General features: G+C 63.9%; 10 protein-coding genes and 1 tRNA gene. 8 read left to right on the top strand and 3 right to left on the bottom strand.

The features are described 5' to 3' along the window. The 5 genes from mltG to VJ811_RS18375 form a co-directional block, all read left to right on the top strand. On the top strand, positions 1 to 384 hold a 384-nt coding region (gene mltG, locus VJ811_RS18395; protein WP_324075071.1), incomplete at its 5' end, for an endolytic transglycosylase MltG. Between the two features lie 47 nt (positions 385 to 431). Continuing rightward, on the top strand, positions 432 to 1,184 hold the full coding sequence (locus tag VJ811_RS18390) for an alpha/beta hydrolase (protein ID WP_324075069.1): 753 nt from the start codon (positions 432 to 434) through the stop codon (positions 1,182 to 1,184). A 142-nt stretch (positions 1,185 to 1,326) separates the two neighbouring features. Beyond that, complete coding sequence (locus tag VJ811_RS18385) at positions 1,327 to 1,887, top strand: peroxiredoxin (protein WP_324075067.1); 561 nt, start codon at positions 1,327 to 1,329, stop codon at positions 1,885 to 1,887. 12 nt (positions 1,888 to 1,899) lie between these two features. After that, complete coding sequence (locus tag VJ811_RS18380; RefSeq protein ID WP_414711977.1) at positions 1,900 to 2,460, top strand: 2'-5' RNA ligase family protein; 561 nt, start codon at positions 1,900 to 1,902, stop codon at positions 2,458 to 2,460. Positions 2,461 to 2,521: 61 nt separating this feature from the next. Beyond that, a tRNA-Met gene (locus VJ811_RS18375) sits at positions 2,522 to 2,598 on the top strand. Positions 2,599 to 2,974: 376 nt separating this feature from the next. Here VJ811_RS18375 and VJ811_RS18370 read toward each other — a convergent pair. Beyond that, positions 2,975 to 4,552, bottom strand: coding sequence for an MFS transporter (locus tag VJ811_RS18370; protein ID WP_324075065.1), 1,578 nt, complete (start codon positions 4,550 to 4,552; stop codon positions 2,975 to 2,977). A gap of 292 nt (positions 4,553 to 4,844) precedes the next feature. On the opposite strand from VJ811_RS18370, the gene VJ811_RS18365 reads away from it, so the two are divergent. The 3 genes from VJ811_RS18365 to VJ811_RS18355 all read left to right on the top strand — a co-directional run bounded on the left by VJ811_RS18365 (position 4,845) and on the right by VJ811_RS18355 (position 10,911). Next, positions 4,845 to 6,377: a tryptophan halogenase family protein gene (locus tag VJ811_RS18365; protein ID WP_324075075.1), complete on the top strand. Its 1,533-nt coding sequence runs from the start codon at positions 4,845 to 4,847 to the stop codon at positions 6,375 to 6,377. A 418-nt stretch (positions 6,378 to 6,795) separates the two neighbouring features. Continuing rightward, the gene (locus tag VJ811_RS18360; RefSeq protein WP_324075063.1) at positions 6,796 to 9,903 is read left to right on the top strand and encodes a TonB-dependent receptor; all 3,108 of its coding nucleotides are present in this window, start codon (positions 6,796 to 6,798) and stop codon (positions 9,901 to 9,903) included. 75 nt (positions 9,904 to 9,978) lie between these two features. Further along, positions 9,979 to 10,911: an ROK family protein gene (locus tag VJ811_RS18355; protein WP_324075061.1), complete on the top strand. Its 933-nt coding sequence runs from the start codon at positions 9,979 to 9,981 to the stop codon at positions 10,909 to 10,911. Between the two features lie 32 nt (positions 10,912 to 10,943). Here VJ811_RS18355 and VJ811_RS18350 read toward each other — a convergent pair whose 3' ends face one another. Together VJ811_RS18350 and VJ811_RS18345 are read right to left on the bottom strand one after the other, a co-directional pair. After that, complete coding sequence (locus VJ811_RS18350) at positions 10,944 to 11,465, bottom strand: glycoside hydrolase family 97 C-terminal domain-containing protein (RefSeq protein ID WP_324075073.1); 522 nt, start codon at positions 11,463 to 11,465, stop codon at positions 10,944 to 10,946. A 59-nt stretch (positions 11,466 to 11,524) separates the two neighbouring features. Continuing rightward, a complete protein-coding gene (locus VJ811_RS18345; protein WP_324075059.1) occupies positions 11,525 to 11,863 on the bottom strand; it encodes a glycoside hydrolase family 97 catalytic domain-containing protein in 339 nt (112 codons plus the stop codon). Positions 11,864 to 12,057 lie beyond the last annotated feature (194 nt).

The raw sequence follows: 12,057 nt of genomic DNA, 5'->3' as shown, positions 1-12,057 counted from the left end.
AAGGAAACCGGCGTCGCCGCCGAGCGCCGCACCGTCGCGGGCGTCTATACCAACCGGCTCGCGGTCGGCATGCGGCTGCAGGCCGACCCGACGATCATCTATCCGATCACCAAGGGCAAACCGCTCGGCCGGCGCATCCTGCGATCCGAAATCCAGGCGGTGAACGGCTACAACACCTACAGCATGATCGGCCTGCCACAGGGACCGATCGCCAATCCCGGCAAGGCGTCGATCGCGGCGGTGCTCGATCCCGAAGCGAACGACTATCTCTTCTTCGTCGCCAAGGGCGACGGCGGCCACATCTTCGCGCGCACGCTCGCCGAGCATAATGCGAATGTGCAGAAATGGTATCAGCTGCGCCGCGACCGCGGGGAGATGGAGTGAAACCGTCGCCCCTGCGAAGGCAGGGGCGACGGAATAGGGGAGGGTATATGACCACCGCGAAACTCTTCATCCACGGCGTCCCCGACAGCCCCGCGATCTGGCGCCCGCTGCTCGCCGCGCTCGACCTTGGCGATACGCCCGTCGCCGTGCCCGCGCTGCCGGGCTTCACAGCTCCGCTGCCGACGGGCTTTCCGGCTACGAAGGAAGCCTATGCCGACTGGGCAGTGGAGCAGGCGGAGACGTTGGTCGCAGCGCACGGTCCGATCGACATCGTCGGCCACGACTGGGGCGCCCTGATCGCGCAGCGGGTCGCGATGCTGCGCCCCGATTTGATCCGCAGCTGGGCGGTTTCGAACGCGGTGATCGATCCCGACTATCGCGGGCACCGTATCGCGCGCATCTGGAACACGCCGATCCTCGGCGAAATCTTCATGGCACTCAGCAAGCCCGCCAAGCTCGCCGAGGGGCTCGCGGCGCAGGGCATGCCCGCCGACATCGCGCGCGAAGAGGCGGCGCAATGGGCGAACAAGGACAAGCGCCGCGCGATCCTGAAACTCTATCGTTCGGCCAAGGGGCTCAGTTTCGAACATGACTGGGCACGCGATATCGACAAACTGCCCGCGAATGGCGCGCTGATCTGGGGTGAGGGCGATCCCTATGTCGAGCTGTCGGTAGCGCAGCGCTACGCCACGAACACCCGTACGCCGCTGACGGTGATCGAAGGGGCAGGGCATTGGGCGATCGCCGAACGGCCCGCCGAGGTCGCTGCGGCGCTGCGCGGATTCTGGGCCAGCCTATAGAGCTTTGTGCGCCCGCGGCATTCCAAAAACTGCAATCGGCGTTAATCGATAAATCCGATCAACCTTTGCCAATTTATCGATTGGACCGCAGCAGCCTTTCATGCGCTTAGGCGCACGAAACCAACAACAGAAAGGCTCTCCCATGATCAATCAGCCCGTTCCCGCCGTGACGCTCAAGACCCGCGTCCGCGACGAAGCCGTCGACGGCCCGAACCCGTTCCGCTGGCAGGATGTCGACACCGGCGAGCTGTTCGGCGAAGGCCGCCACATCCTGTTCGGCCTGCCCGGCGCCTACACCCCGACCTGCTCGAACGAACAGTGCCCGGGCTTCGAGCGTCTGCACGGCGACTTCGCCGCTGCCGGCGTCGCCGACATCCATTGCATCAGCGTCAACGACGCCTTCGTCATGTATAATTGGGCCAAGCATCTCGGCGTCGAAAATGTGAAGATGGTTCCCGACGGCTCGGGCGCGTTCACGCGCCGCATGGGCATGCTGATCAACAAGGATCACTTGGGCTTCGGCATGCGCAGCTGGCGCTACACCGCGATCGTCGATGATGGCGTCGTGGTCCAGATGTTCGTCGAACCCGGCATCAACGACGTCGGCACCGACAGCGATCCCTATGTCGAATCGACCCCCGAAAAGGCGCTCGAGTGGGTGAAGGCGAACCCCTACCAGGGCAAGCTGTCGCAGGCGGCTTAAACCGGCGCGAATATGACTTCAGGCGGCCCGGCATCCCCCCCTCCCGTCCGGGCCGCTGGCGCCGTACCCATCATCGTGACCGCGACGATGGGTGCGGCGGACCAGCTCCACTTCAACAATCTGCGCGCGGCGCACTATCCGCCCGAGCGCAACCATCTCACGGCGCACATCACGCTGTTTCATCAGCTACCGCCGTCGTGCCTCGACGAACTCGACCGGCTGATTCGCCGCATCGCCGCCGACACGCCCCCGCCCGCCGCAAGCCTGCGCGACATTTACTCGCTCGGCGGCGGCGTCGCCTTTCGCATCGACAGTCCCGGCCTGCTGGCGATTCGTGAGCGTATCGCCGATCATTTCACCGGGATGCTGACGCTGCAGGACCAGGGAACGCCGCGGCTCCACATCACCGTCCAGAACAAGGTGGAGCCCGCCGCGGCGCGCGCGTTGCTCGCCGAACTCGCCGCCGACTTCCGGCCGCGCGCGCTGACGATCGCGGGTCTCGCGGCGTATCACTATCTCGGCGGACCGTGGCAACCCGCCTTCGCGCGCAATTTTCGCGGAGTGCGCACATGATATTGACCAGCGCCAATGCCCTGCCTATAGGCGCTGCTCGCCCATCGCGGCGACCCTTCGGGGCGGAGTAGCTCAGCTGGTTAGAGCAGCGGAATCATAATCCGCGTGTCGGGGGTTCGAGTCCCTCCTCCGCTACCAGTAGTACCTTAGGATCATTGAATTTCTCCCAAGGCCAATTTGGGCTCCGGAAATATCTTACATCGATTTTACAGCCGACAGCTTGTCTACCAGCGAAACGATCACCCAATGTTGGTCGACATAGCTCGCTCGAACCTCTGGCACTCGCTTGACTGTCCAGCCCACGATACGAGCGATTTGTTCGTCCGTCGCCGGTTGGACCTGATCGAGCGCAAGGTGAACGGCGTTCTGGCGGACATCACGGCGCAGGCGGAAGCGCTATTCACGAAAAGGTTCGCAGAAATCACGCGCGACCAACTGTGGCCAGAACAGGGTATGCGATAAATGGAGGGCGTTGTGCCGGCGCTTTCGATCTGGCGGTCGAAGCCGCGCCGCGTCAAAGCCCCGCCTTGTCGAATACATGCCCGTCGGGGTCGAGGTCGCGCAGGTCGCTGCCGCGCGTCTCGCGGCCGTGGCGCGCGACGAGGATCAGCGACAGCGCCGTCGGGACCGCGATCATCAGCGCGCTGACGGCGAGGGTCGGGATGATCGCGAGGATCGCGAGCGCCTGCGCGAAGACACCGCCGAGCTTGCTGCACGCCGCGACCCAGCCGGTCGCGCGGCCGCGGATGCGCAGGGGAAAGCTCTCCGCGCAATAGGGCAGGATCATCGCGATGATGCCGTTGCTGCCGACGATCAGCAGCGCGACCGGCAGCACCGGGCTGGCGCCGCGGGTCAGCGCGAGCCAGAGGACGCCGGCGAGGCCGAGCAGCGTCACCGCGATCGACGCCAGCACCGATTTCTTGGTGCTCCACGCGCTGTAGATCCACGCGACGAGGAAGACGGTGGGGAGCGCGATCAGCGCCGAGGCGGCGAGGAGCCGGCTCGACACCTCCATGCTGTAGCCGCGCGCGACCAGTTCGACCGGCAGCCACAGCAACAGCCCGAAATTGACGAGACCCCAGCAGATGGCGGTGAGGCTGAGCGCGATCAGCTTGGCGGTCGTCGCGGGGGCCTTGGCCGCGCGGTGCGCGGGGATGGCTCCGGCGGACGGGCGCCGGTGCACCGACGATCCGAAGCGCGCCATGATCCGCTGCGCCTCGGCGGTGCGGCCGCGCGCCATCAGGAATTTCGCCGATTCGGGAATGAAGGCACCGAGCGCGACGAGCAGCAGCCCGCTCGGCAGATTGGCGAGCCACAGGATGCGCCAGCTGAAGATCGGTTCGAGCCACGCCGCGATCAGGCTGGCGGCGGCATAGCCCCCGACCGCACCCAATCCGCCGACCAGGACGAGGCTCCAGCCGCGGTGGCGGCTCGGCATCATCTCGGCAAGCAGCGCATAGGTCACGGGCAGCATCCCGCCCGCCGCCGCGCCCATCAGGAAGCACATGCCGACGTTCCACGCGAGCGACGGCATCGCGCCGCAGATCGATGTGCCGACGAACATCACCGCCGACAGCATGATCGACGCCTTGCGGCCGTAGATGTCGGCGACGACGCCCCACAGGAAAGAGCCGACCACCGTGCCGACGAGCGCGAAGAAGGGGACGAGCGACACGGTTTCGCGCGGCACGCCATATTCGCCGATCATGCCGGGAATCGCAAAGCCGAGGCTGGCGGGCTTCATGATGTCGATGATCAGCGCGACGACGAGCACGGCCATCAGCCGCCAGTGCCGCCACGACAGCGGCGCATCCTCGGGCGCCGCGACGACGAGCTCGCTCGATGCCGCGAGCTGTTGCGACACGCCCTTGGGAAGCAGGCCGTAGGCGGCGACGCCGATGCCGGCGACGATCAGCCCCATGCCCGCCACCATGCCGTCGTCCATCGGCATGCCCGCCATATGATAGCCCATGTCGCGGGCCATCCAGACCATCGGCAGGTGAAGAAGGACGCCAATCGTCACTGAGATGACACCGACAATGAAAGCCCAGATACGGCGTTCGCTCCCTGCGGCGATGGCTTGTACGGTCACGCGTTCCCCCCTTCGGTCCGATCATCCCATCCCATGGGCGTCGGCGTACTGCAATCGCGTCCCGTCCCAATACGTCTGCATTGGCGGGATCGATCCTGTAGCTTGTTACGCTGAACCTGTTCAGCGTTGCTGGCCCTCAAGCAGGTCTCCATGGCTCCCCCTGTTTTCCCCGGCCCTTATCATAAGACAATCAATTTCATTTAATTTGTACTCGAACCCGGCAATGGGTAACCTGCAAGCAGCGTCACGTCGTCAACTCCCTTCAACGCATATAATTACAGAGATTTTTCATATGATTGGTGAAAACATAGAGAATGTTGTCATCGTTGGCGGCGGGACAGCGGGCTGGATGGCGGCGGCGGCGTTCGCTCGATTCCTTGACAATGGCCGCCGCACCATCACGCTGATCGAATCGGATGAAATCGGCATTGTCGGGGTTGGAGAGGCAACGATTCCACCGATCCAGAATTTCAATGCCAAGCTCGGCCTGAATGAGAGTGAATTCCTGCGGGCCACGCAGGGAACCTTCAAGCTGGGGATCGAATTTCGGAACTGGGGCCGCCAGGGCGACAGCTATTTTCACCCCTTTGGCGAATTGGGCCATGATCTTCAGGGAGTGCCGTTTCATCAACTCTGGCTGCGCGAACAGGGGCGCGGCGGATTGATCGGCGCCGGGCCTGGCCCTATCGGCGATTATTCCATGGCCGGAATGGCCGCGGCGAAGGGCGGCTTTGCTCGGCCATCGGCCAAAGGCGGACCGGCGCTCACGGGTTTGCGCTATGCCTTCCATTTCGATGCCGCGCTCTATGCCCGCTATTTACGCGCTTATGCCGAAAGCCATGGTGCGCAGCGGCGCGAAGGCAAAATAACGACCGTCCACCGCAACGCCGAAACCGGCTTTGTCGAATCGGTTCAACTGGAAAACGGTACGCGGATCGAAGGGGAGCTGTTTGTTGATTGTTCGGGTTTTTGCGGTTTGCTGATCGAACAGGCGCTGGGAACCGGGTTCGAGGATTGGAGCCACTGGCTGCCCATGGACCGGGCCTGGGCAGTGCCGACCGCCAATACCGGCCCGCCCGCGCCTTTCACCCGGTCGACCGCGCATGCGGCCGGCTGGCAGTGGCGCATTCCGCTTCAACATCGTACCGGCAATGGCCATGTCTTCGCCAGCCGCTTTATCGATGAAGAAGGCGCGCGCCAGACCCTGGTCGATAATGTCGAGGGCGCGGTGCTGGCGGAGCCGCGCCTGCTGCGTTTCGTGACCGGGCGGCGCAAGCAGGCATGGAATTTCAACGTCGTGGCACTGGGGCTCTCATCGGGCTTTATCGAGCCACTCGAATCAACCGCAATCCATCTGGTCCAGAACGGTATATCCCGGCTGCTCGCCTTGTTCCCCGACAAGGGCTTCAATCCGCTGGAGCGTGACGAGTACAACCGGGGAATGCGTGAAGCCTATGAAGACGTGCGCGATTTCATCATTCTGCACTATAAGGCGACCCAGCGCGACGATACCGAATTCTGGCGGTACGTTCGCGATATGGACATCCCCGAATCGCTTGCGCGGAGGATCGAACTGTTCGCGGCGCGCGGGCGCGTCTTTTGCAGCGGAGCGGAACTGTTCGCCACCCCAAGCTGGGTAGCCGTGATGCTGGGACAGAATATCGTGCCGCGCGCCTATGACACGGTCGTCGATGCGCTGGACGAGAACAAGGTCGCCCAGGCGCTGCGCCGGATGCGGCAGGAATATGCCGAAGCCGCCGATGCGCTACCCAGCCACGAAGATTTCCTGCGCCGCGACGGGGCATGGGCCGACCCCTCGGTATGAGCATGCCGGGCTTTCGGGCTCAATAGAATCAGGGGTCCGGAGTCGCCCTGGTCGCCGGATGACGCTGTGGCGACGACAATCTTGCGCCAGCCATGCTGTGACCAAACCCGCCACTCTTGCGCCCGCTATCCGCGGCGCACGCTCGCGGACCTCGGCCGAAGCTGTTCCTTGCATTAATGATTTCTATCCGGGGCAAGGCGGCGACCAAAAATAACAAAAGCATTTTTGTTTTTCTTGTGTCTGGGCCATTTCCGCATTACCGTAAGGATCGAAGCGGGCTCTTCCGCTTCACCCATAAAGAGGCTCGCCGCCTTGAAGGCGGGTCCGCGGGGTAGGATTGCTGAAGGGGTTGATGATGGCATTTTCGTGCACGTCCCGGGCGCGGGCCCGAGTTTCTTTTGGAATCGGGGTTTCGGCATTGGCGCTCTTCGCCGCGGCCGGACCGGTTTCTGCCCAGGAGGCCGAACAAGAGCCTGTCTCCGAGGCCGCCTCGGACAGCGAGATCATCGTCACCGGCATTCGCCAGAGCCTGGCAAAGGCGCAGACGATCAAGCGCGACTCGGACACGGTCGTCGATGCGATCACCGCCGAAGACATCGGCGCGCTGCCCGACAAGTCGGTGAACGAAGCGCTTCAGCGCATTCCGGGCGTTGCCATCACACGCTTCGCGTCCGCTGCGAATACGCAGCATTTCTCGGTCGAAGGTTCGGGCGTCGTCATTCGCGGCCTTTCCTATGTGAAGGGCGAATTCAACGGCCGCGACACGTTCCGCACCAGCGCCGGACGCGAGATCGGATTCGAGGATGTCGCCCCCGAACTGGTGGGGTCGGTCGAGGTGTTCAAGAATCTCACCGCCGATCTGATCGAAGGCGGCATTTCGGGCACGGTGAACATCAACACCCGCAAGCCGTTCGACAGCCAGGACCAGATGATCTTCGTGTCGGCGGAAAACACCTATAGCGATTTCATCGGCAAATCGGCGCCGACCTTCACGGGACTCTACAGCAACCAGTGGGAACTGCCGAGCGGCGCGCGGATCGGCCTGCTGCTGAGCGGGACCTATTCCAAGCTCTATCAGCGATCGAACTCGACCTATCTGGCGTCGCCGTTCGAGCGCTTCACCGGCACGCGAACCTTCAACGTGGGGTCGCCCTATGAATCGACGGTCACGGACAGCTTTCCGGTGCCCGCGGGACTCGACCAGGTCTATGCGCCGCAAGGGGCGGGCGTTCGCGTCATGGACTTTGAGCGCGAGCGTGTGGGGCTGTCTGCGTCGGGCCAATTCGCGACCGCCGACGACCGGTTCGTCGCCACCGCGACTTTCCTGCGCACCAACGGCAAGACCAGCTGGTCCGAACGCACCATCGAACCCAATGTCTGGTATGGCGATGTGAACGCCACCTTCCCGGCGCCGGGGACGAGCTATGTCTTCGATGACAAGGGCGTCTTCGTAAGCGGGTCGATCACGCGGCCGGGCGGACCCCACGAAGGATGGATGAACGGCGGCACATCCTATGGCGTGCTTCCGAATTTCATGAACGGCGGCATGTTCACGACCTTCTCGAACCGCGGGAACATTGTCGATTATACGACCGACGATTATTCGCTGAACTTCAAATGGTCGCCGAACGACCGGCTGCGTTTCAACGTCGACGGCCAATATGTGCGGGCAAAGGCGAAAGAGGTCGATGTCATCATCGACACCGCGACATGGTCGAACATGACGCTCGACCTCAGCGGCGACGTGCCGCAGGTCGGATTCTCGATCGGCCAGCTTCCCGACGGAACGACGCCCGACACGGCCGCCTATTTCCGCAATCCGAACAGCATCTATTTCCGCGATGCCTTTACCGACCGCGATGACAATAATGGCGAGGAATGGGCGTTCCGCCTCGATGCCGAATATGATGTTTCGGACACGTCCTTCCTGCGCCGGATCCGGGTCGGCGCGCGCTATTCGGATCGCGACCAGGTCGTGCGGAACAACGGCTACAACAATTGGGGCGCGCCTTCCGAAACCTGGACCGGCGGCGGCCCGGTCACCTTCGCGCAGATCGATCCATCCTATTATGAACTGTACAGCTTCGAGAATTTCTTCCGCGGTGAGCATGCGACGCCGCCCGAGGCATCCTTCCTGAAGGGGAATGTCGCGGCGGAATATGACCGTTATCAGGACCTTCTTCGCGACATCACCACGCTCGGGCAGGGGACATATACGCCGCTGGAAGATCGCGACTGCGCGACCGTGAAAACCTATTTCTGCGAAAGCGAGGTTTACCGGAATTCGGAGCGGACGCTGGCCGCCTATATCAGGGCCGATTTCCGGGCCGACCTTGGCGGCAACTCGTTCATCGACGGCAATATCGGGGTGCGCTACGTCAACACCAAAGACGTTGCGTTCGGCTTCCTTGCAGCGCCGACGCCGAACAGCGTGTTCTCGCCGACCACGCAATTCCCCGACATCGACTCCTATTGCAGCTTCTCGCGGCCGCCGAACGAGGTGCCGTCGATATGCCGGCTCGACCCCGCGCAGCGCGCGGCGGCGATCACCTTCGCAAACGGAGCGGCATATCCCTATAATGCGGCGAACACGTTCGATAATTGGCTTCCCAGCCTGAATCTGCGGTACAGCCCCTCGCCCGACCTGCAGTTCCGCTTTGCCGCATCGCGCGCCATCTCGCGGCCCGACTTCGGCCAGCTCCGCGCCAACATCAATGTGGGAACCGGTTCGAACGCGGCGGGCGAGCTGATCTTTCAGGCAAGCCCCGGCACCAATCCGTACCTGACCCCGGTCAGGGCGACCCAGTTCGACCTCACGGCGGAGTGGTATTTCAGCCGGGTCGGTTCGCTGACCGCGACGCTGTTCTACAAGCGGCTTTCCAACATCATCAATCCCAACGGCCAGAGCGTTTTCGACCTCACGAACAATGGCGAGACCTTCCCCATCGTTCTGAACGGGCCGGAGAATCTGGACGGAACGGCGAGTGTCAAGGGGTTCGAGGTCGCCTATCAGCAGACGTTCGACTTCCTGCCGGGCGCGCTCAAGGGTCTGGGCGCGCAGGCGACCTACACCTATGTCGACGCGGGGAAAATCCCCAACCCGACCGCCGGCAACGGCCCCGCCGATGGTTCGCGCCCGCCGGGAGAGGTGAATGCGCTCTACAGCGTGCTCCCGCTACAGGGACTGTCGAAGCATAATTACAACCTGTCGGCATTCTATGACCAGGGCGGCTTCTATGCGCGCGTCGCCTATAGCTGGCGGTCGCGCTATATGGCTGCCGTCAGGGATTGCTGCTTCCCGTTCCTGCCGACCTTCGTCGAAGGCTCGGGGCAGCTCGACGGCTCGATTTTCTACACGGTGAACAAGAACTTCAAGCTCGGCCTTCAGGGCACCAACCTGTTGAACGAAACGACGCGGGTTTCGATGGGCGTGGGCCTTGACGACGAGGGCCGGCTCATCAGGATGAAGCAGCGGGCCTTTGTTACCGATCGCCGCTACTCGATCGTGGCGCGCCTGACCTTCTGATCGCCTTGCATGGCCATCTCCCGAGTGGCGGCCCGAAAGTGCCGCCACTCCCCATTTTGGTTGAGTTTGAAGAATATGGCTGAATATTGTCTGGATATGGCGGCACTGGCGAAGGATTCGGAAGTAGAGCTGGTGGCGGGCGTGGAACTCGGCGGCACGAAATGCGTGTGCATCCTGGCCGGATCGCCGAGCCACATCGTCGCACAGAAAAGCTTTCCGACGACCACGCCGGCCGAGACGCTGGGGGCGATCAGGCGCACCCTGGCCGAATGGCAGGAGGCCACGCGGTTCCGGGCTCTCGGCATCGCCAGCTTCGGCCCCGTCGATCTGGATCCTTCTTCGGACTTTTTCGGTTCGATCACCTCGACGACGAAACCGGGGTGGAGCGATACCGATGTTCTCGGCGCGCTCACGGAGGATTTCCCCGGCATGGCGGCGTTCGACACCGACGTGAACGGTGCGGCGCTTGCGGAGATGCGCTGGGGTGCGGGGCAGGGGCTGTCCGATTTCGCCTATATCACGGTCGGCACCGGCGTTGGCGTCGGGCTGATCGTGAATGGCGAGGCGACGCGCGGCTTTGCCCATTGCGAGCTGGGGCATATACGTATCCCCCGCCTGCCGGGCGACGACTGGCCCGGAAGCTGCCCCTATCACGGCGATTGCGTCGAGGGTCTGGCGTCGGGCACGGCAATCACGGCGCGGCTCTCCGGCCGGCGGGTGTCCGATGTGGCGCCGACGGACCCCATATGGGAGGGGGTCGCCCATGCGATCGCGCAGCTGTGCCATGTCATCGTCTGTACGGCGGCGCCCAAGCGCATCGTCGTGGGGGGCGGCGTCACGGCCAAGCAGCCGCAGCTCATCCCCAGAATCGAAGCGCTTCTGCGGCAAAGCCTTGCCGGCTACCTCGAACTGCCGCTCGCCGACGCTTATGTGGCGGCGCCGGAACTGGGGCCGCAGGCCGGTCCCCTTGGCCCCATCGCGCTCGCGAAAGATCTTCTCACCGCTTGATGCGCCGGGCGGCGGACTGGTGGGCCGTCCCGCTATTCGGCCTTGAAGTGCAGGGCCGCGCCGCCCGACGGGGCGAGGCGCAGGGTCATCGGAGGCGGATTTCCCGCGGCGATGGCAGTGCGCCGGACCTCGACCGCCGCCGGTTCTTCGCCGTCCAGCCACGCGGTCGCCGTGAAGCGCTTGCCGCCGAGGAAGTCCAGCGGCAGGCTGATCGTGCGGCCCTGCTCGTTGGTCATCGCCCCGACATACCAGTCGCGGCCCTTGCGGCGCGCGATCACGACATAGTCGCCGATCGCGCCGGCAATCGCGCGCGTTTCGTCCCAGGCCACCGGAACCGACCGGATGAAATCGAATCCCGGCGCTTCGCCGCCTGCTTTGGTGCGATAGGCGTCCGGTGTGTCGGCGACGACCGCGAAGGGGCTTTCATAGACGACGTACATCGCAAGGCCGTGGGCGCGGCTCGTCTGCACGAACGGCGGCGCGTTGCGGATATGGAAGGCGCCGGGCTCGAGATTGCGGAACCCGCCCGGCGTATAGTCCATCGGCCCCAGCAGCTGCCGGGTGAAGGCGAGGGTAACATCGTGCCGCGCCGTGATACGCCGGCTCCACTTATTTATTCGGCGCCGAGCACGCCCTCCTGCGTCAGATAGTGCGGAGAGGTGCGCACGAGCCCGGTCGGGTGATAGGCGCCGTGCAGGTTCACCATCAATTTATGCTCGGCGGTCTTTCGCAGCAGGCGATGATACCAGTCGACCATCTGCTGGTCGTCGCGGTCCATGAAGTCGACCTTGATCCCCTTGATGCCGAGCTTCTGATATAGCGGCAGAGCCTCGTCCATCTGGGCGTCGAGCGCCTTCCAGTTGAGCCAGAGCCACAGGCCGACGCCGCGCTTGCGGCCATATTCGACCAGCCCGGCCAGGTCGATCCCGGGGACCGGGCGGGTGATGTCCACCCCCGGCCGCAGCGGGCAGGAGGCGCCTTTTCATATCATCCTCCGGAATTGACGCTGTCGCATCATTCGCGATCAGAGCGCGCCGGCGGCGCCGACCAGAATATGGCTCCCCGGCGTCAGATCGAGCGGTGCATGGGGTTCGAGCAGCAGGCATTCGCCGGGTCCGGCCTCGTCGCTGCCCGAGCGCACGGTGC

This window comes from Sphingopyxis sp. (genome assembly GCF_035250425.1).
Classification (GTDB): Bacteria; Pseudomonadota; Alphaproteobacteria; order Sphingomonadales; family Sphingomonadaceae; genus Sphingopyxis.
The sequence above is the reverse complement of the archived record's forward strand: the minus strand, read 5'-3'. Positions and strand labels throughout refer to the sequence as shown.